We start from the raw sequence: 19,064 nt of genomic DNA, 5'->3' as shown, positions 1-19,064 counted from the left end.
AGACGTTGACCACCTTCTCATGAGAAAATGGGATAGATTACGTGAGAAGGTATTTCTACTTTCTTAAACAGTCCGTAACTTAGAAGGAGAAGGAAATGAACTACAAACAACTACTATCCGCTTACCGAACGCTTTGGAGTAGCCGCGCTCTTCCTACACTTGAAACAGATGAGCTTACCCTAAAAGAAGCCATTCAAAAAGAGTTACGGGATGAAATGACACACCCTCGTGTACGAAAGCCTCTACACATAAAGTACCATTTTGCTCTTACACGCATTTTAGAATCTTCCCTTCCAGAGGGAGATCAGCTGGCGTTAATTCGTTTTCATCACACATTATATGAAGAACTGTTACATCAGTAAAAAGGAAGCAACGCATCCGTTGCTTCCTTTTATCATTTTGCCGTTTGAGGATGTTTTTCTAGCGCTTGTTCAAAGTCCTGCTTCAAATCTGTAAATTCCTCGAGTCCCACTGAAATACGGATAAGTGCTTCGGTGATGCCACGCTCAAGACGCTTCGCCTCTGGTATGCTTGCATGAGACATCGTTGCTGGCTGCGTTAAAATCGTTTCCACACCGCCTAGACTAACTCCGACAGAAGCAAATTGCACGCCTTGTAAAAATTGTTTCGCATGCTCTGGGGTTTTAAGCTTGAACGAAATAATTCCCCCTGCTCCGTTTGTTTGCTGTTTAGACAACTCATAGTCAGGATGAGATGTTAAGCCTGGATAAAAGGTTTCTTCCACCTGTTCATGCTCTTGCAGCCACTGTGCAAGTTGCTGAGCTGTTTTCTGCTGTTGCTCTAGACGCACTTTTAGCGTTTTTAACCCTCTTAATAAAAGCCAACAGTCTTGAGGTCCTAATATCGCTCCGAATGCATTTTGAATAAATTTAATTTCATTTGCCAAAGGCTCTGTTGCTGTTACAACTAGGCCTCCTACTACGTCGCTATGACCGCTAATATATTTTGTTGCGCTATGAACAACAATATCTGCCCCGAGTTCTAAAGGCTGCTGTAGATAAGGCGTTAAGAACGTATTATCTACAATCGTTAAAAGCTCCTGTTCCGCTGCCACAGCAGCCACTTCCTTAATATCCGTTACGCTAAGAAATGGATTCGAGGGTGTTTCAAGATAAATGGCTTTTGTTTGTGGGGTAATTGCTTCCTTGACAGCTGCTATGCTAGTCGTATCAGCAAATACAGCTTTAATACCAAAACGATTGAAAAGCTGTGTTAATACACGATAAGTCCCCCCGTATGTATCATCCGAGACCACAATCTCATCTCCAGATTTAAACAGACACAAGACGGAAGAAATAGCGGCCATTCCTGATGAAAAGGCAAAGCCTGCATAGCCATTTTCTAGTTGTGCAATCGTATTTTCAAGCGCTTCACGAGTCGGATTTCCTGAACGAGAATAATCGTATTTCCCATCGTTGTCTGACGCTTCTTGATTAAAGGTAGAAACTTGGTAAATAGGGACGCTCACTGCACCGTAATGTTCTCCAATTCCTGTTTTCGCATGAATTAATTTTGTTCCAAACTCAATAGTTGACGGCTGTTTTTGCAAACTCATGGAATACCTCCTTTAGATCTTGAATTAAATCATCAACATGTTCAATTCCAACCGATAGTCGTAGCAACGAATTGGTTACCCCGATGCTATTACGGATCTCTTCTGGAATATCGGCGTGCGTTTGACGAGCTGGAAACGTAATTAAGCTTTCCACTCCACCAAGACTTTCAGCAAACGTAATGACTTTTAAATGCTCCAATAGAAACGGGACAAGTTCCTCTTCCTTGACGGTGAAAGAAATCATGCCACCGAATCCTGTCGCCTGACGCTTCATAATTTCATGACCAGGATGATCAACTAGCCCCGGATAGTACACGGTTTCAACCTGCTCACACTCTGTGAGCCACTGAGCGATTTTGAGCGCATTTTCTTGATGACGTTCCATTCGTAGACCTAATGTTTTTAACCCTCGGATTAAGAGCCAACAATCTTGTGGTCCTAAAATAGCTCCTACTGCATTTTGATAAAAACGTACTTTCTCGCCTATTTCTCTAGATCTTGCGACGACCAATCCACCAATCACGTCATTGTGACCGCCAATATATTTGCTCGCACTATGCACAACAAGGTCTGCACCTAATGCAAGCGGGCGCTGAAAATAAGGAGACATGAACGTATTATCCACAATCGTCCATAGATCATATTTCTTGGCAATTTCAATGGCTTTTTCCAAATCCGTTACGTGTGTAAGAGGATTTGTCGGCGTCTCAATGAACAACGCTTTCGTATTTGGCTGCACCGCTTCTTCAATCTCTTCGGCATGAGCCGTATTCACATACGTAACGGTAATGCCATGCTCAGAAACAATGTCGCTTAATACGCGATATGTTCCGCCGTATAAGTCTTCTGAAACCACAAGATGATCACCGTTTTTAAATAAATAGAGAAGTGACGTAATCGCAGCCATTCCTGATGAAAAAGCTAGCCCTACTTCTCCTTCCTCTAACACGGCAATGGCTTCTTCAAGCGCTGTGCGAGTTGGGTTAGCTGTTCGTGAATAGTCGTATCCCGTACTTTCTCCTAGGCGAGGATGTTGAAAGGTTGATGCTTGATAAATCGGGGTTGTCAGGGACCCAGTAGAAGGGTCTTTTCGAATTCCAGCTTGCACTAACTTCGTATGAATATGCATGTATATCGCTCCTTTTACGTGTTCTCGTTCTTCTCTAAATAAAAAGACACTCTTCACAATGAAGAGTGTCGGCTAAAAACCCACCACTCTCATCTGTGAGAACAAATACCTTTGTTCTACAGGAATTAGCACCGTTCAAATCAGTTTACACTGATCTGATGGTTGCCGGGCTTCACAGGGCCAGTCCCTCCGCCACTCTGGATAAGAGTATTACCAGTTTCATATTATTTAGATGTTGATACTTACTTTAATGAATAATCAGAATAATGTCAATGAATTTTTATAAAAATCTCAATTTTCCCATTCATTTAGCCAGTAAATAATTTTGAATGGCACAAAATAAACCAATGAGATCACTCTCATTGGTTATGGTAGATGAATGGTTTTTACATGATAGCTCTTCCAATGAATCGTTTTTCCATTTGCCTGCACAAGTTCGATAATATTGTTCGAAATCCCTTTCAATAGGCCACTTTTATTGAAGTGATCCCCTAAATCGAACACAACTAGTTTCCCTTCCATCTTTTTCAACTGTTCTTCAAACGTACGGGCGAGCGGAATATTAGAAGGATTAACCGGAAGCTCCTCATTACTGAGCGTGTAAGGTGTTAAATTGTGGTTGTATGGAGTAAGCCATTTTAAATGGTGAAGAGAAATAAACAGTGTTTTATAGATCGGTGAGTAGAAGACAAAATAGTCGTTTAACACACTCGTAATATACCCATGAATGGATTTGTTTCCTGTTACAAATATTTCGACAAACTTTCCTTTTGCCTGCTGCAACGTTTTTCGGTATGAAATGGTATCCGCATCATCAAGAGGTGATTCTTGGTCAGAAATCGTTAATTCTTCACTAGTTTCTTCATTAATATTATGAAGGTGTACAAGTGGAATATATAGGTATTTTTCACCATCATTTAGAACGATAATATCTAGTCCCACGTCTACTACTTTTCCAATAAAAAATGTCTTACCTGTAATTTCAATGTTTACATTTTTATCAATATAGCTTTTTAATGGGTTTGTCATAGCGTTGCCTCCTTTCCTTCGTTGAAAATAAGGGTGCAAAAAGTGCACCCTTTTTTTGCCTTTAGGAAAAGATTAACCTCTCCATTTATAGCTTCTTGTTCTAACAACTGTTTCTTGTTGTGTCCCTCTAGAGCGATTGCTACGCTGTTGTGAGCGTTGCTGTGTTTGTTGTTGCTGTTGCGGCTGTTGTTGCGTTTGCTGTGCACCTTCTGCTTGTTGATTTTCTTGAGCATTTTCTTGCTGATTTTGTTTTTCAGCTTGCTTAAGTCCTTTACGTGGTCCTTCACTGATGCTACGGACATGAGAAGGATTGATGCGAATGATTTGCGTATTATTAACAATTTCAATGCATTTAGAGGAGATGACAAGTACACCTTCAATTGCTTCTGGTCCACCAACGTTTAGAGCTACCCAGCGATTGCTTAAAATTTTGAATAGGTTTTTAAAGCTGCTTGTTTTAATATAGGATGGATTGTCGCAGAACGATGCTTGTTGAGAGCGGTTGCCGTCTTGTTGTTTCGGAATGATTGGTGTTACGCTTTTAATGTGTTCTACTTCAAGGTACACAATGCCATCTTCTTTTGTACAAAGCACAACGTAATTGTCCACAACGTCCACTAATAATCCTTTGCTTGACTCAGGGCCATAGTTCAACTGTACATTTTGCCCTTTCAGAGAAGCGAGTACGCCTTTGAAGCTAGCTACTTTTGAACAAGCACTTTGCCCTATGATCATTCCTTGCATTGAATTTTCCTTGGAATCTTCGGTCACACTTTTCACGTGTGCACTGTTGAAATAAATGAACTGTGGTGCTTCATTTGGCTTTTTAGAAGCCTGAGCAAGGGTAAAGAAATCATTTTTTACTTCAATTAATGTTCCTTCTTTTGATTCAGGACCCCCACGGTTAACCTTTACTTGCTTGCCTACTAACGGTTTGACACACCCAGAAAACCCACTACAACCAGCGGTGTTATCCGCCTTTTTGCTGCTAATACCAGTAATGTGATACGTCATATTTGTTCCTCCTTGATATTCATCCATATAGGTTGTTTATACTGTATATATACGTATCACAAACTAGCTTTGACTCTATCAATCTGCCTATTTCTTCTAAATTCAGCGCTTGCCCATATGTGCAATAGCTAGAGTAAATTTTCCACTTCGTTTAGCAGCACTTGACGTCTTTTCTCAATAAAATCCAGGATAAAATCGGGTTCCTTATGAAACTGATCTAATCGCTCTTTCAAAAATGGGTCATTCATAACGGACGGTTTTATTTTCGTATAGAGTGACCGTACTTTCTCCTCCATATATGGAACGGTGAACTGGTGATGTAACACCTCCGTCAAAATATCCGCATATTGTTTACGAAATCGCTCGACGTCTAATAGGCGTGCTGTCAACGTATTAAAGCCCTCAACTCTTACATAATCAGGGTCCATTTCCTTTCCGGTTAAATCGCGTCCCCACGTCGCATCATAGTCCCACGGAATCATGTAAAATCGCTTGCTCTCACCATGACAGTAGAGGGCATAGTTTTGGACAAAGCCGTCATAATTTTGCGTGCACACGATTCCTGTGAGCCACCTTAAGTATTGATCCACGTCCAAATAATGCTCCACTTCATTTTCAAAGTCATTGCGCATGAGCGTGTTCGTTTTGTAGATAAAATCCTGAAGACGTTCCATATCACCTTCGACTTCTACTTTTGTCTCATACCCAAGGTCAAGCGACTTTTTCACGTCGTCATCGAGCTCACTCATTAAAGAAAAATTAGCGTCGGCGTCGACGGCATAAAATATGGAACCGTGTGGTAAGTTTCGTGCAAGAAGAAAGTCTTCATTTACCGATTCTAGCCTTAAATACACCCCTTGCTTTCTTGCATTCAACGTTAAATCTACGTGCTCTGAACGAGGCGATAGCACTCCAATAGATGAAAAAAAATCGAGTGACAACTTATTTCTCATTAAGGACGGATCTTCATATTCAGCGTTTAAGTGCCACTCTTGTTCTCCAAATAAACGCTTTGGCTTATAGTAAGCGATATAATATGACTTTTTCGTTAGCTTTCTTATGTGAGCTCCCCTATACACGGCGTCTACTTCAACCTTTTTGTTTCTCCATTTCAGCTGTCCTGGAACGAAATCATCGGACCAGACGTTTTGCTTTAATAGACGGATGTCTCGGGGGTTAATGTACAACTGACAAACTTCCATACTCATAAATGAACCCTCCATCTCAACGATATTAAATCCTATGTCAAAAACCTACAGGCGGTTCATCTATTTTTCTGAAAATAGTACATTCAACCATATCGTCTTGGACATCACCTACGTACATTACTAGTAGAGGAAACACCTATATCCTCTAAATTGAGCCAAGTTTTAAAAGGAGGAGCTTTTATCGTGAGTTATCATGACGAATATTTAAGAAATGCTGCAGACGACGCACATTCCAATGGGTTAGGCGACTTTATGTGCCAAGAGCCTAGACCTAGAAGACGCCCATGTGGTTGTTTCAACTTCTGCGGAGGCCTTTGTGGCAGACGTAGATCTAGATCTGAAGAGCCGCAAGTAGAACCTATTGAGCAACAACGTCCTCGCAGACGCCGCCGTCGTCAAGTACAGCGCTCTGTTTGTTCGGATGTTCGTTCTATGCGCCGTTCTAACCGCTCTACACGCCGCTCTAGCCGTCGTTCTAATCGCTCTACGCGCCGTTCCCGCCGTTCCAACCAACGTTCTAATCGCCGTTCTCGTCGTTCCAACCGTCGTTCTCGTCGTTCTAATCGCCGCTCTAACCGTTCCAACCGTCGTTCTCGTCGTTCTAATCGCCGCTCTAACCGTCGTTCTCGCCGCTCTGATCGCGGATGCTACTATAGAACAAGCAACAGTGATTCTGCCCGTCACTACTGTCGCGGAAATCAAACTTATTTACGTTTCTAATAGTAAAAACCCGCAAAAAAAGAGGTGCTCTCGCTATGAGAGTACCTCTTCTTTGGGTCATTATTTTAACAAACCTTTTTGTTTCAGAAAGTCTTCTGCCACTTTTTTGGGAGATTCGCCTTTTGCATTCACGGCATAGTTCATCTCCTGCATTTCAGCATCTGAAATTTTTCCAGCTAATTTATTTAAGATCTTTTTCAACTCTGGATATTTTTCAAGCGTTTCTTTTCGTAATAACGGTGCACATTGATAGGGTGGAAACATGCTTTTATCATCTTCTAAAATCTTTAAATTAAATTGCTTCATTTCCCCATCGGTTGCATACGCATCCACTAGGTTAATATCGCCTTTATGAATAGCTCGGTAGCGTAACTTAGCCTGCATCGTTTTTAAATTCGAGAACTGCAAGCCATACGTTTTTTGAATACCTTTGTACCCATCTTCTCGATCGGAGAATTCAAGCGTGAAGCCAGGCTTCAGCTGTGATCTTACTCGTTGCAAATCAGAGATTGTTTTTAAATTATTCTCTTTTGCAAATTGTGCAGGTACAGCAAGGGCATACGTATTATTGAATTTCATTGGTTGTAAAAAAGCTAAATCTTCTTTTTTATCGAGACCCTTACGAGCTTGTTCAAATACCTCTTTTCGATCATGACTCGTCGGTTTCTCCTTAATAAGATTGGTGATCACTGTTCCAGAGTATTCTGGATACAAATCGATCTCTTTACTTTTAAGCGCACTGTATACGAACGTAGTGGCTCCAAATCCTGGCTTCAAGTCTACTTTTAAGTCCGTCTCGTCCTCAATTAGTAGCTTGTACATATTAATCAAAATATCCGCTTCAGATCCTGTCTTACCTGCAAACACAAGATCTGGCTTGGCAGCCTGAGAAAAGGCAAATGGTGTTCCTAACACTAAAGCTGCGACAATGACGGAAATAAGCGCACGCTTCGGTGAACGATTTTTCGTTGATTTCTCAATTAGACGAAGAAGGAAGTCAAATATTAGTGCGAGTAGTGCCGCAGGAACCGCACCAAACACGATTAGATAATTATCATTTCGGTCTATCCCTAATAAGATAAGATCTCCAAGTCCTCCGGCACCGATTAGTGCTGCAAGAGTAGCGGTTCCAATAATAAGAACCATTGCTGTACGAATACCTGCCATAATAACGGGCAGTGCAAGCGGTAATTCAACCTTTGTCAGCTGTTGTCTTGTCGTCATTCCTAGAGCACGAGATGCTTCTCTTAATGATGGGTCTACCTCCATAATGCCTGTGTATGTATTACGTAAAATTGGTAGAAGCGCATAAAGCGTTAAAGCAATAATAGCGTTCCCTTTCCCAATTCCTACAAGTGGTATGAGTAGTCCTAATAAAGCAAGGGAGGGAATCGTTTGCATAATTGCCGTAATGCCAATAATAGGCTCCGCAATTCTTTTGCGTCTCGTTAAATAAATGCCCAGAGGAACCGAAATGATCACAGCGAAAAACAGCGCAACTAGTGAAATTTGAATATGTTCTAATAAGGCCTTTCCTAGATCAGGACCTCGTTCTTTAAAGTAATCGACAAATGTGTTCACGATCCAATAAAACCTCCCTCTTTTGAATGGTCATATAGAAATTCAAGGATCATACTGCTTGTCACGATGCCAATTTCTTCATTGCGACGCAGTACGCGAAGAGCCGAATGATGGTGTAAAAGCTCATAGGCTTCTTCGATGGTTGCATTGGATTTTATTTCAGCTGTTGTTGTAGCTTCAGGTACTGTTTGCATACGATCACGGAACTTTTTCACTACTTCCACGACATTCGTTGTCCATACGTTTTGACGGTTTCCTAAAAACGATTCTACAAAATCGTTTGCGGGATCATTTACTAATTCTTCCGGCGTACCAATTTGCACCACGTGTCCATCTTTCATTAAACAGACGCGGTCACCAAGCGTTAACGCTTCATTCATATCATGCGTAACGAACACAATCGTTTTTTTTATTTTTGCTTGAAGCGCTACAATATCCTTTTGAAGCTGTTCACGGCTAATGGGATCAAGTGCACTAAAGGGCTCATCCATTAAAATAACCGGTGGATCGGCAGCAAGGGCCCTTGCAACACCAATGCGCTGCTGTTGGCCACCCGATAGCTCTGAAGGCTTGCGATTTCGGTATTGCTCTGGATTTAAGCCTACTAGCTCCAAAAGTTCCGTAACCCGAGCTTTTACTTTCTTCTTATCCCAACCTTTTAATTCGGGAACAATTGAGATGTTTTCTTCAATCGTCATGTGCGGAAATAAAGCGATTTGTTGGAGGACGTACCCAATATTGCGGCGTAATTCATGGATATTGTAATCATGGATGCTTTTATCCCTAATTAAAATTTTTCCATCTGAGGTTTCATTTAGACGATTAATCATTTTCAAAGTGGTCGTCTTTCCACATCCACTCGGCCCGATCAGAACAAAAAACTCGCCTTCGTTAATGGTCATATCAAGACTTTTAACTGCTCTTGTTCCGTCGGGATATACTTTTTCGACATTTACAAAACTAATCACATACTTCACTTCCTGTTCTTTATTTTTTACTGAGCTGATTCTGTCACCATTCGTACAAAACACTTCCTTATTGAATACATACAGTCGTGTAACCACTAGGTTACGCCTTACACATATGGAGTGTTTGCTCCCCCTTGAAAAAAGAATGGTGTACATAAACGCATCTTCCCATAGATTCACTTTCCCTTCTCCTGTGCTAACTAAACATATTTTTCTCACTTAACTCTTAATTGGGCACATATCTAAATTTATTCATCCTAATTCCTGGTTTTCATGTGGTAAAAAGCAGGAATGTTTCACAAATCGTTTCATACACTATACCAATTGGCTTGGTCACATTCAGAAAAATCACTTCTTTTGAACGCTATTAATAGATGAAAATGAAAATAAAAGACGTTTTGGAGGAAAAAAGATGTTTCAAAAAAGGGAAATACGTCTAAAGTACTATAAGGTAACAAAATACTTCACTGAGGAGTTTTCCATATGATTCACATAGATGAAATTTTGCTGTTCATTAAAGAGCGAGATCGTTTAATGCGCGAATACAAAAGCTGTAGTGAACCATACCTAAAGAAATCAATCCACCACGACATTATCCTTTTAAATGCGGCTATATATTCTATATAACATGCAAAAGGACACCTCGACGAACGGTGCCCTCTTGCATGTTCCTTAAATTTTAAACACTCCTGATATTCCTTTCACTACAGATGTTAATTGATTCATCGCCCCGACCATCTGACCTGCTGTATTCATTACTTTGTTAATGTCATAATTCCCGTCTGCCGTTTTAAACTGTGACATGATGGAAGGCTGGGTTTTATTTTGCGTATTGTACTTTGGATATGGCGTCGGATACATGATGGGGAACGGTTGATTATTAGACGCTCCGGTAGCAGGTGGACTTTGCATGATCGGAGCACCTGGATTCATACCGTTCCCCACTGGCATCCCCATACCCGTATAAGTAGGAAAACCCATCATCGGCATAGGCTGGTTATTATAGGGTGGCTGCATGTATGGTGAATGAGGAAAAGCAGTAGATAAATCAAAGCGTTGATGCGGTGATTCTGATGAATAATAAGGGCCGTTCATTGCCGTAACCTCCTCTCCTTTTTCAGTCCATTTTACTCCTAGTGTATGAAAAAATAAAAAGAAGGTGTATAAACGCCTACTCAAAAAAAGTTGTTGAATTCTGTCGAAAGTTTAAATTTTTGGAATTCGGTCTATTTTTAAAATTCATGTTACGATGGAAAAAAGGTACTAGGAGGGATTGTCATGGAAGTTACAGCACTTCGTGAACACTTTAAAAACCATAAGCAGTATGAACCACAGCATAATGAATTACTGGATTTTGCCCAACAAAAGTACTTAAAAGGAGAAATTACGATTACTGAGTATAAGGAACTTTCTCGCGAACTTGAGCATCACGGTGCTCAAAAACCTGATTTTTTATTTGAAAATTAACTTTTTTTGAGAACGGGCCAACCTTTTTCCACATTTGGTACGTTCTCTTTTTTAATTTCCCAGCCATATTTTCTTCTCGCTTTTCTCATATTATAAGGGTACTTATTCAATCAAAGGAGGAACCCTTATGAGCAGAGGAAAACATTTTAATCATAAAACAAAAGGACACGATCATCAGCTTCCGGAGTCTGGAAAAGCGGTTGAAGCAAAAACACACGAAACGGTGGAGTTTGCAATTGAACCAGTAGCAGCTGAAGGAGATCGTCCGGTATCCGTCAAAAAAACGAAAAAATAACGTCAAAAAGGCAATGAACCATTAAATGTACTCATTGCCTTTTTCCTTGTATGTTAAAATGGATTCTAGCACGTATTTATTCGCTTGATACATTTGCTTAAAGCGCTTCACTTTTGTATCCTTATAAAATGATTGTAACACGACATTGTTCAAGTTTTCTTCGGTGGAATCAATTTGATTTGGAGCGATATATTTCGGCTTCTCTTCTTTGATCCACTGTTTGCACAGCTCCTGCCACTCATCTTTCTTCGGATAAAATTCATCCACGTATGGCTTTACTTCTCCGAAAAAATCAGGCTCGTACCCTTCTTCTTGAAGTCTTTGCTCGAGTCTTCTCAGTGCTTTTTCATTTTCTTTATGCAAATAGCTTGTTAACGTTTGAATTACATCTGCCATCTGTTCCTTCACCTCTAGATGACAGTGTATCATGAATAAAAGAAATTGAACATTATACTGTGCGAAGCAGGAGGCGCTTGGATTCCCACGTATATCCTTCAGATTCACTCGTTTCGTCTGTCGCTTTATTCAGGTCATACAAGCAGTTAGAAATATGACTTGCCTTCTCTTGAAAGTGCTGCTCTGTTGCATATCGATGTTCATTTATTTGAAATGGAATATAACGTTCAACCGCTTCGATTTGCTGGAATAGATCATCTAATAATGAGAGAACCTCATCTTTCTTCACAAATTTCTTTTTCATCTTGATCCCTCCATGTCCTTCAATTTCACAAATGATTTTGTTTTAAGTATATTCTCTTTTCAAATACAAACACCTTTGCATCTGACAAAACTAGAACTATTTCGGCAAAGAAAGTGGTTTTCTCTATTGGATAAGAGATTTCGACAGCATTTTTCACTTTCATGCATGAAAAGAACCGCTGTGCAAAAACTAACAGCAGGAGGTGTTGAACATGTCAAAACAATCTCAAACAAACCAAAAAAATCAGCAAAATAAAACAACATCACAAGTTGAACCAGGAAGTAAAGGCTTTGTGGACAAGAAGTTAAACGGTCCTAACCGTCCATCTACGTAACCATTAAGCAACAAAATCACACATAAAAAAACCTCAACTTTGTCGCGTTGAGGTTTTTCGTTATTTCTTCCTCCACCACTGCTCGGCCAAGATTAGCATATGAAGCTCAATCTCTTTTTTCTGATACCAGTTCGTCAGATGAGTTTGCTTCAGCACTACCGGAGCCTTCATCCAACGCTCTACTTTCCCTTTCCGCACGTGCCACTCATTTGTTTCGGACTGATGATGCTGGACAATTGGATACGTTACTCGAAGGATTGGCGTCGTTGGTCTTTTTTGAAGGTGAAAATACTGCTCATAGTCATATCTAGAACCCGTATGAACAGTCTTTTGTGAAAACTTCAAAAATGAAGGATATAGTACGGGATCAAAAAGAAGCTGTGCTAGCTTTTTGCCCAGCTCAATTCGCTTGGATACGTTCCAAAAATGATGAACAGAGCACCCATATAACTCACCTTCTATAGTAGGGAAAAGAACCGAGCTAAAATGCAACCAGTCTTGAAATTGAAACACAAACGATTTAAATACTTTTTTTTGATAGAAAGGGTGCTTCATGACAGGATTTTGAATGATGTTCTGTTCGTTCACAATTAAGGCATGCATAAGCACCTTCTCATCCCTTGTTTTCCAAAACTCCCCCCACTGTTCTTGCATGAACTTAGAAACACCGAAATGCGAAAGAAGATGAAAAAGCGGCGTTTGATGTTGCAAAGATGCTTCATACAGTAAGAGCTGCGGATAGGCATCTTGAAAGATAAGCCAGTTGGCACGCTCATACGTTTGAAACAGAATATTTCGTTGCTGCTCGTTAATACCCTGACTCATCCATTCTCCTTCTAAATCGCACATGTTCCATCCTGCATTTCGAGACACCATACTTGCTAAAAACGACCATTTAATTTCTGGGTACTTTTTATAGTAGTTTGCATATGCTTCTGTCCGGGAAATATTATCCATATTGAAGGAAGACGTTTGTTGCATGATAGATGAAAGTAAACGATCGATAAGTCTTCACATCTTTCTTTTGTGTGTGATATACAACATAATGCCGTTATAAAATAGGCGTATGTAACTAATTAAAGCCCTTCCCTATCCCTTCTATAGAGGGAAGTTTCATGGATACTATTGCTTTCATAAAAGGACCGTATTAGAATAAGCATGGCTTTTGTTTCAAAAGCTATAGTGGGTTGCTTATATTGTTTTCCATTTTGTTTAAAATATGAGAAGAGGACGTTCATATTTTAAACAGTGATGTTGTCTCAGAGCGGTCAGAAAACGGTTCACCGTACGAATGCTATAATTAAATTATCCATAGTCGTCCGTTTTTTGTTATGATATAGTATATGTTTCTGATGCACTTATGAAGGAGGTTGACTGTGGATGATCAGGTATCCTAATGGGAAGGTTTATACACCTGCTTCGCCTAAGGAAAAAGCGCGAACCGTTAAGGAATCAACCTATAGCAACCGTGGAATGACGCTTGAAGAAGATTTGAATGAATCAAATCAATATTATTTATCACATGATATTGCCGTTGTACATAAAAAACCAACTCCCGTTCAAATTGTAAATGTGGATTACCCAAAACGAAGTGCGGCAGTTATCAAAGAAGCCTATTTTAAACAAGCTTCTACAACCGATTACAACGGAGTATATCGAGGGAAATATCTTGATTTTGAAGCAAAGGAAACGAAGAATAAAACATCTTTTCCGCTGCAAAATTTTCATGAGCATCAAATCCACCATATGAAACAGGTAGTGAAACAACAAGGAATTGCGTTTGTCATCCTGATGTTCACTGCTGCAGAAGAAATTTATCTATTAAGAGCTGAAGACTTGTTTCCATATTGGGAAAAAATGAAACAAGACGGACGAAAATCAATTCCAAAGAAAGACGTTGAAGAAAAGGGGTCTCTCATCCGATACGGCTTTCATCCACGGATTGATTATATAAAAATAATAGATAAATTGTATTTTTAAGAGTATGATATATATGTTTTGTTTTTATCATTCTCTTATCACTTCTTGAAAGGCAGGAGTATTTATGTCTGAGAATTATACTTCTCGTGAAGAACGAAGAAAGAAATCTACTGAAGGAAAAGGAAAGCAAAAACCTTCCGGCAGTGGAAAACCTAATAAAAAGAAGCGTGGAGGTATTTTTCGTAAAATCATTGTCGCGATCCTTTTACTCGGTATTATCGGAGTCATTGCAGGAGCGGCAACTTTCTTTGCAATGATTAGTGATGCACCGAAAATTGATGATTCAATGCTGAAAGATCCCCTTTCTTCTAAAATTTATGACAAAAATATGGCAACAAAATTGCAGAACTTGGAATTAATAGACGTACATATGCGAATTATGATGAAATTCCTGAATCTGTAAAAAACGCATTTCTTGCAACTGAAGATGCTCGCTTTTACAAGCATCACGGTGTGGACTTCTATCGTCTAGGAGAGGCGCTGTACTGGCAAACTTTAAAGACGGATTTGGATCTGAAGGGGCAAGTACGATTACCCAGCAGGTTGTGAAAAACTCTGTTTTATCACCTGAAAAAACCGTTAAGCGTAAAGTACAGGAAATGTGGCTATCATTCAAATTGGAGCAAAAGTACTCCAAAAATAAAATTTTGGAAATGTACTTAAACAAAATTTATTTTGCATCAGGCTCTGCACCAGTTTACGGAATCAAAGAAGCCGCCGATCATTTCTATGGCGTAAAAGATTTAAAAGACTTAAAAATCGAGCAAGCGGCGATGCTTGCTGGATTACCAAAAGCACCAACAACGTATAACCCTTACGTTAACCCAGATCGTGCGAAGAATCGCCGCGATACGGTGTTAATGCTAATGGCAAAACACGGATTTATTTCGAAAGAAGATTCGCAAAAAGCCCAACAGGTGCCGATTACAGAAGGTCTTGTGAAACAAGACAAAACAGAAGACAAGTACACGGTATTCGTGGACCAAGTTATTAAGGAAATCAAAGAAAAAACCGGTGCTGACATTTTCTCAGCTGGTTTAGAAATCCATACAACACTTGATCCAGATGCACAGGATTATATGGACCGCGCCATGAATACGGATGAGATTGTTCAATACCCGAATAAAGACTTCCAAGTCGGAATGGTGTTATTAGACACAAAAACAGGTGAAGTTCAGGCCATTGGTGGAGGAAGAAATCGCGTAGCGCGCGGACTTAACTTTGCAACAGACTTCCCTAGACAGCCCGGATCTACGATCAAACCAATTTTAGACTACGGCCCTGCTGTAGATAAATTAAAGTGGTCTACGGCTGAACCAATTAACGATGAAGAAGGCTATTCGTATACGAACGGTACCCCAATTAAAAACTTTGAGGGTGGGTACAAAGGCTGGATGACCATCCGTCAGGCTCTAGCAGATTCTCGTAACATCCCAGCTCTTAAAGCATTCCAAGCAGCTGGAGCGGATAAAGCCCGTGAATTTGCAACAGGTCTTGGCATTCCACTTGAAAAAAGCATTCCAGAATCCTACTCTATTGGAGGATTTGAGCATGGGATTACGCCAATGCAGCTTGCAGGTGCGTATAGTGCTTTCGGTAATGAAGGGATTTACAACAAACCTCATACTGTGACAAAGGTTGTCTTCCCAGATGGAACAGAGATGGACTTAAGTCCAAAACCAAAAGTAGCGATGAAAGACTATACATCATTCATTTTGACAGAAATGATGCGTTCCGTTGTTGAAGACGGAACAGGTAAAAAAGCCGCTATTCCAGGTCTTCCTGTAGCTGGTAAAACGGGAACAACAAACTTCCCGAAAGAAGTTAGAGATCGCTATGATATTCCTTCTAATGGGGTACCAGATATTTGGTTTGCTGGTTATACCCCTAAATACACGGCAGCTGTTTGGACAGGGTATGAAAAAACAAACAGTAAAAACTATATTTTAAGTCCGACTGAGAAAAACTTCGCAAAAGAAGTCTTTAAAAAGGTCGTAGGTCATGTTTCAGAAGGTAAGAAAACGGGTGAGTTTAAGCAGCCGGATAGCGTAGAAAAAGTAGCGATTGAAAAAGATTCGTTCCCTACGCGCAAGCCAAGTGCTTACACACCAAAAGATAAAATTGGTTATGAATACTTTGTAAAAGGTACTGAGCCAACAAAAGTATCGAAGAAATTCAAAGCAAATAGTGCAAAAAAACCTCAGGGTCTTTCTGCTAACTATGATGCTGTAACCAATCACATTTACCTAAACTGGTCGTATCCAGATGAGGATATGAGTAAGACATCCTTTGAAGTGAGCGTTTCAGTTGATGGTAGTGGAGCTCAGCAGCTCACAACGACAAATCAGTTAAACGTTGCGCTGCCGAATCCGAACCCAGGATCAAGCTATAAATTCAAGGTCGTAGCCGTAAATGACGGCGTTCGTAGTGCCCCATCGTATGCAAGTGTAAGCATTCCTGGTGGCGAAGAAGAACAGCCGGCAGAAGACCCAGGTCAAACGGATGAAAATCAAGATCCAGGAACAGATCCAAATGCCCCTGATCCTAATGAAGATCAAGGTAGTGAGGATAACGGTCAGACAAATCCGGGAGACAACAGTGGAAACAATGGTCAAGATAACGGCCAGAACCCGGGAGACAATAACGGAAACGGAAACGGATCCGGAAATGACAATGGAAACAACGGCGGTAACAATGGTGGAAATAATGGCGGTAATACAGGTGGAGACAACGGTGGAAATGGTGATACAGGAGGCGGCAATAACCAGCAGCCTACTCAACCAACAAATCCGGGAACAACACCTCCTGGTCAAAGTCAGCCAGGACAGCCGACAACTCCAGGAACAACGCCTCCTGGTCAAGGTCAACCAAGTAATCCAGGAAAAAATCCAGGGAATGGAGACTCAACAGATCAACCTGAAAGTTCTCCAACCCCATAAAAAATGAACCGTGCGCATCGCACGGTTCATTTTTTTATGTTCATAATCGACTTTTTATAATAGATTTTTTCAATTTCAGTGTACAGCTCAGAAAGCTGACTATAGCTGTGATGCAGGTACGGACGTTGAAGCACGAATGAAAGGCGTTCCCACACATTAATTGGTTTATAAGCCAGCGTCGGAATCTGCTCGTTCAAGTGAACAATACTAGGAACAGGCTGATCATTCATCCAAAATAAAACGCTAATAAAATGTGCTACCCAGCGAGTCATCGGTTCTTTTGCCTCTTTGTTTTTACGCTGCTGAAAAACTTCACCAATCTTCACTTTCTCCTCTTTCCAACATCGAAACACGATCGGAATATAAAGAGAAGCATTCGTCCAAGGCTTGACTACTCCCTCTCCTAATTTTTCTTGTATATCATATAGAAAGTAACCATCATGAAGCTGTTCTTCAAAATCTTTTTCCACATCTATACGCAATGCTAGAGAAGAATCCTGAAAAAAAGGTGTTTGCTGAAAGTCTTTTGGGATCACCCATTCGCTCATTTTTTCTCCCTCCCCTTCATTCTCTTTTGACCTTCACGGCAAAGTTCAAGCAGTGGACAAATGTCGCACTGAGGTGACTGTGCCTTGCAGTGATAACGACCGAAAAAAATAAGACGATGGTGCGTTACGCTCCACTCTTCTTCTGGCACTTTTCTCATCAACGTTTTTTCTACTTCCGTAACAGAATCCTTCCAGCGGCAAATGCCGAGACGCTTACTGACGCGCTCTACGTGTGTATCAACCGCAATAGCTGGCACACCAAACGCAACTGATGCCACGACATTGGCCGTTTTTCTACCTACCCCTGCTAGCTTTACGAGCTCGTCCTGTGTTTCAGGTACGTTCCCTCCATACACATGAATGAGATCCTCACAAAGCTTTCGAATGTTTTTCGCTTTGTTACGATATAAACCAATGGAACGAATGTCGTGCTGTAGCTCCTCTTCTGTCACAGCTAAATAATCCTCTGGTACATGATATTTCTTAAATAACTCCGTCGTAACCTTATTAACGAGTGCATCTGTACACTGAGCGGACAACACAACGGCAATAACTAAATCAAATGGATTACGATGGTTTAATTCACAGTGTGCATCTGGAAACATTTCAGCCATTGTGTCCAAACAAAATCGAATTTGCTTTAACGTTAACATAGCCTTCCCTCACTTTTTCTCAATTCAAACTAAAAAAGGATCATTCGAAACGGTAGTGATCGTTTCAAATCATCCTTTCAACAACCTAACGAGCAGGTTCTATTGATGTGCAAAGATCTTTCGTTTCGACGACTATCCATCTTATTGCTCAAGCCAATTGAAAAACGGAATGGCATTGCTGCGCTGTGGTTGACTGACTGCTTGCTTTTTCGTTTGTTGATGCTGTCGAAAGCGCTGACCATGATTTCTCGCTTGTTCAATCGTTTTGACGCCATTTTTCTTCCATTCAAATAAAATACGATCAATGTAGCGGAAGTTCAGTTTCCCTGACATGACCGCTTCTCTAAGAGCAGCTTTAATAATCACAACATCGTGATAATCTTGATCCTGCCACATCGCAAGCGTTTCACATTCAAACGGTGAAAGAGGCCGTCCAAATTCTTTTTCAAACATCGTGTATAAATTTGCTTCCTCTTCTTCTTGCTCAATTTGCTTATGCTTTTTACTTTCGTCAAAAAGCAAGGAAACAAGTTTATACCAAAGCGGCTGAAGCGTGTAAAATTCAGCAATCATTGAAGAAGGATCGTGCTTTTGTTCGATGCCAATAAACCCTTCTTTTAGTAACTTTCTTAACACTTCCATGCATTTAGCAGCTGAGATGCTCATCTTTTTAGACATTTCCTCAGGAGTTAGAAAATCATTTCCTCCTTCAATTGCTACATGAATGTGTAAGATCATCATAAACTCTTGTTCATTTAATCCTAATTCAGCGTAATGATTCATAAGGAGCTTCGGAATTGCGACGCTTCCTTCTGATAACCACTCGGCCATTTTGTTTTTTTCCATTCTGAACACCTCAATTGTAAGTATACCATGAAGTCCTTCTTGATTTAAAAAGTGTAGAGATAATTTTTTTATTAAAT

Annotated in this window: 20 protein-coding genes, 1 pseudogene and 1 riboswitch; of the genes and pseudogenes, 7 read left to right on the top strand and 14 right to left on the bottom strand. The window is 40.4% G+C overall.

Features of this window, described 5'->3' with window-relative positions; translation table 11 throughout:
• Nucleotides 1-95 precede the first annotated feature (95 nt).
• Nucleotides 96-362 (top strand): hypothetical protein, encoded by a 267-nt coding sequence (locus tag IE339_RS05950; protein WP_242174691.1) that lies wholly within the window; start codon nt 96-98, stop codon nt 360-362.
• A gap of 32 nt (nt 363-394) precedes the next feature.
• On the opposite strand, the gene IE339_RS05945 is transcribed toward IE339_RS05950, so the two are convergent.
• From IE339_RS05945 to IE339_RS05925, 5 genes are all read right to left on the bottom strand, one after another.
• Nucleotides 395-1,576 carry a trans-sulfuration enzyme family protein gene (locus tag IE339_RS05945; protein ID WP_242174689.1) on the bottom strand — a complete coding sequence of 394 codons (1,182 nt, stop codon included), beginning with the start codon at nt 1,574-1,576 and terminating at the stop codon, nt 395-397.
• Nucleotides 1,545-2,705 (bottom strand): trans-sulfuration enzyme family protein, encoded by a 1,161-nt coding sequence (locus IE339_RS05940; protein WP_242174685.1) that lies wholly within the window; start codon nt 2,703-2,705, stop codon nt 1,545-1,547. The genes IE339_RS05945 and IE339_RS05940 overlap by 32 nt, the downstream gene beginning before the upstream one ends.
• A gap of 86 nt (nt 2,706-2,791) precedes the next feature.
• Nucleotides 2,792-2,913: riboswitch (SAM riboswitch) on the bottom strand.
• Between the two features lie 158 nt (nt 2,914-3,071).
• Nucleotides 3,072-3,734 carry a DUF6897 domain-containing protein gene (locus IE339_RS05935; RefSeq protein WP_242174684.1) on the bottom strand — a complete coding sequence of 221 codons (663 nt, stop codon included), beginning with the start codon at nt 3,732-3,734 and terminating at the stop codon, nt 3,072-3,074.
• A gap of 72 nt (nt 3,735-3,806) precedes the next feature.
• Nucleotides 3,807-4,748: a hypothetical protein gene (locus IE339_RS05930; RefSeq protein ID WP_242174683.1), complete on the bottom strand. Its 942-nt coding sequence runs from the start codon at nt 4,746-4,748 to the stop codon at nt 3,807-3,809.
• A 128-nt stretch (nt 4,749-4,876) separates the two neighbouring features.
• Nucleotides 4,877-5,956 (bottom strand): CotH kinase family protein, encoded by a 1,080-nt coding sequence (locus IE339_RS05925; protein ID WP_242174682.1) that lies wholly within the window; start codon nt 5,954-5,956, stop codon nt 4,877-4,879.
• Nucleotides 5,957-6,139: 183 nt separating this feature from the next.
• Here IE339_RS05925 and IE339_RS05920 point away from each other — a divergent pair, with 183 nt between their 5' ends.
• A complete protein-coding gene (locus IE339_RS05920; RefSeq protein WP_242174681.1) occupies nt 6,140-6,676 on the top strand; it encodes a hypothetical protein in 537 nt (178 codons plus the stop codon).
• A 60-nt stretch (nt 6,677-6,736) separates the two neighbouring features.
• Here the strand turns inward: IE339_RS05920 and IE339_RS05915 are convergent, their stop codons facing one another.
• From IE339_RS05915 to IE339_RS05905, 3 genes are all read right to left on the bottom strand, one after another.
• Entirely contained in the window at nt 6,737-8,257 is a 1,521-nt protein-coding gene (locus IE339_RS05915; protein WP_242174672.1) for an ABC transporter permease/substrate-binding protein, read from the bottom strand.
• The gene (locus tag IE339_RS05910; protein ID WP_242174670.1) at nt 8,254-9,225 is read right to left on the bottom strand and encodes an ABC transporter ATP-binding protein; all 972 of its coding nucleotides are present in this window, start codon (nt 9,223-9,225) and stop codon (nt 8,254-8,256) included. The genes IE339_RS05915 and IE339_RS05910 overlap by 4 nt, the downstream gene beginning before the upstream one ends.
• Nucleotides 9,226-9,897: 672 nt before the next feature.
• A complete protein-coding gene (locus IE339_RS05905) occupies nt 9,898-10,320 on the bottom strand; it encodes a YppG family protein (protein WP_242174668.1) in 423 nt (140 codons plus the stop codon).
• Between the two features lie 183 nt (nt 10,321-10,503).
• On the opposite strand from IE339_RS05905, the gene yppF reads away from it, so the two are divergent.
• Both yppF and IE339_RS05895 read left to right on the top strand, forming a co-directional pair.
• On the top strand, nt 10,504-10,692 hold the full coding sequence (gene yppF / locus IE339_RS05900) for a YppF family protein (RefSeq protein WP_053399814.1): 189 nt from the start codon (nt 10,504-10,506) through the stop codon (nt 10,690-10,692).
• 127 nt (nt 10,693-10,819) lie between these two features.
• Nucleotides 10,820-10,987: a hypothetical protein gene (locus IE339_RS05895; protein ID WP_169775921.1), complete on the top strand. Its 168-nt coding sequence runs from the start codon at nt 10,820-10,822 to the stop codon at nt 10,985-10,987.
• A gap of 21 nt (nt 10,988-11,008) precedes the next feature.
• Here the strand turns inward: IE339_RS05895 and IE339_RS05890 are convergent, their stop codons facing one another.
• Nucleotides 11,009-11,383, bottom strand: a complete 375-nt coding sequence (locus tag IE339_RS05890) for a YppE family protein (protein WP_242174659.1) — start codon at nt 11,381-11,383, stop codon at nt 11,009-11,011.
• 52 nt (nt 11,384-11,435) lie between these two features.
• The gene (locus IE339_RS05885) at nt 11,436-11,687 is read right to left on the bottom strand and encodes a hypothetical protein (protein WP_242174656.1); all 252 of its coding nucleotides are present in this window, start codon (nt 11,685-11,687) and stop codon (nt 11,436-11,438) included.
• Nucleotides 11,688-11,898: 211 nt separating this feature from the next.
• Between IE339_RS05885 and IE339_RS24655 the strand changes: the two genes are divergently transcribed.
• Nucleotides 11,899-12,021, top strand: coding sequence for a hypothetical protein (locus IE339_RS24655; RefSeq protein ID WP_277933950.1), 123 nt, complete (start codon nt 11,899-11,901; stop codon nt 12,019-12,021).
• A 60-nt stretch (nt 12,022-12,081) separates the two neighbouring features.
• Here the strand turns inward: IE339_RS24655 and IE339_RS05880 are convergent, their stop codons facing one another.
• Nucleotides 12,082-12,978 carry a DUF2515 family protein gene (locus IE339_RS05880; protein ID WP_242174653.1) on the bottom strand — a complete coding sequence of 299 codons (897 nt, stop codon included), beginning with the start codon at nt 12,976-12,978 and terminating at the stop codon, nt 12,082-12,084.
• 423 nt (nt 12,979-13,401) lie between these two features.
• Between IE339_RS05880 and recU the strand changes: the two genes are divergently transcribed.
• Together recU and IE339_RS05860 are read left to right on the top strand one after the other, a co-directional pair.
• A complete protein-coding gene (gene recU, locus IE339_RS05875) occupies nt 13,402-14,001 on the top strand; it encodes a Holliday junction resolvase RecU (RefSeq protein ID WP_242174651.1) in 600 nt (199 codons plus the stop codon).
• 64 nt (nt 14,002-14,065) lie between these two features.
• Nucleotides 14,066-16,940 (top strand): annotated as a pseudogene (locus IE339_RS05860) (PBP1A family penicillin-binding protein).
• A 26-nt stretch (nt 16,941-16,966) separates the two neighbouring features.
• Here IE339_RS05860 and IE339_RS05855 read toward each other — a convergent pair.
• The 3 genes from IE339_RS05855 to IE339_RS05845 all read right to left on the bottom strand — a co-directional run bounded on the left by IE339_RS05855 (nt 16,967) and on the right by IE339_RS05845 (nt 18,987).
• Entirely contained in the window at nt 16,967-17,488 is a 522-nt protein-coding gene (locus IE339_RS05855) for a YpoC family protein (RefSeq protein WP_242174638.1), read from the bottom strand.
• Nucleotides 17,485-18,141 (bottom strand): endonuclease III, encoded by a 657-nt coding sequence (nth, locus tag IE339_RS05850; protein WP_242174636.1) that lies wholly within the window; start codon nt 18,139-18,141, stop codon nt 17,485-17,487. The genes IE339_RS05855 and nth overlap by 4 nt, the downstream gene beginning before the upstream one ends.
• A 141-nt stretch (nt 18,142-18,282) precedes the next feature.
• Nucleotides 18,283-18,987: a DnaD domain-containing protein gene (locus tag IE339_RS05845; protein ID WP_242174633.1), complete on the bottom strand. Its 705-nt coding sequence runs from the start codon at nt 18,985-18,987 to the stop codon at nt 18,283-18,285.
• Nucleotides 18,988-19,064: the final 77 nt, after the last annotated feature.

Origin of the sequence: Priestia koreensis (genome assembly GCF_022646885.1) — a bacterium.
Classification (GTDB): domain Bacteria; phylum Bacillota; class Bacilli; order Bacillales; family Bacillaceae_H; genus Bacillus_AG; species Bacillus_AG koreensis_A.
The sequence above is the reverse complement of the archived record's forward strand: the minus strand, read 5'-3'. Positions and strand labels throughout refer to the sequence as shown.

Bases quoted from the DNA above. Each gene is read 5' to 3' on its own strand.
- IE339_RS05950 (WP_242174691.1), top strand. From the start codon at position 96: ATGAACTACAAACAACTACTATCCGCTTACCGAACGCTTTGGAGTAGC.
- IE339_RS05945 (WP_242174689.1), bottom strand. From the start codon at position 1,576: ATGAGTTTGCAAAAACAGCCGTCAACTATTGAGTTTGGAACAAAATTA.
- IE339_RS05940 (WP_242174685.1), bottom strand. From the start codon at position 2,705: ATGCATATTCATACGAAGTTAGTGCAAGCTGGAATTCGAAAAGACCCT.
- IE339_RS05935 (WP_242174684.1), bottom strand. From the start codon at position 3,734: ATGACAAACCCATTAAAAAGCTATATTGATAAAAATGTAAACATTGAA.
- IE339_RS05930 (WP_242174683.1), bottom strand. From the start codon at position 4,748: ATGACGTATCACATTACTGGTATTAGCAGCAAAAAGGCGGATAACACC.
- IE339_RS05925 (WP_242174682.1), bottom strand. From the start codon at position 5,956: ATGAGTATGGAAGTTTGTCAGTTGTACATTAACCCCCGAGACATCCGT.
- IE339_RS05905 (WP_242174668.1), bottom strand. From the start codon at position 10,320: ATGAACGGCCCTTATTATTCATCAGAATCACCGCATCAACGCTTTGAT.
- yppF (WP_053399814.1), top strand. From the start codon at position 10,504: ATGGAAGTTACAGCACTTCGTGAACACTTTAAAAACCATAAGCAGTAT.
- IE339_RS05895 (WP_169775921.1), top strand. From the start codon at position 10,820: ATGAGCAGAGGAAAACATTTTAATCATAAAACAAAAGGACACGATCAT.
- IE339_RS05890 (WP_242174659.1), bottom strand. From the start codon at position 11,383: ATGGCAGATGTAATTCAAACGTTAACAAGCTATTTGCATAAAGAAAAT.
- IE339_RS05885 (WP_242174656.1), bottom strand. From the start codon at position 11,687: ATGAAAAAGAAATTTGTGAAGAAAGATGAGGTTCTCTCATTATTAGAT.
- IE339_RS24655 (WP_277933950.1), top strand. From the start codon at position 11,899: ATGTCAAAACAATCTCAAACAAACCAAAAAAATCAGCAAAATAAAACA.
- IE339_RS05880 (WP_242174653.1), bottom strand. From the start codon at position 12,978: ATGGATAATATTTCCCGGACAGAAGCATATGCAAACTACTATAAAAAG.
- recU (WP_242174651.1), top strand. From the start codon at position 13,402: ATGATCAGGTATCCTAATGGGAAGGTTTATACACCTGCTTCGCCTAAG.
- IE339_RS05855 (WP_242174638.1), bottom strand. From the start codon at position 17,488: ATGAGCGAATGGGTGATCCCAAAAGACTTTCAGCAAACACCTTTTTTT.
- nth (WP_242174636.1), bottom strand. From the start codon at position 18,141: ATGTTAACGTTAAAGCAAATTCGATTTTGTTTGGACACAATGGCTGAA.
- IE339_RS05845 (WP_242174633.1), bottom strand. From the start codon at position 18,987: ATGGAAAAAAACAAAATGGCCGAGTGGTTATCAGAAGGAAGCGTCGCA.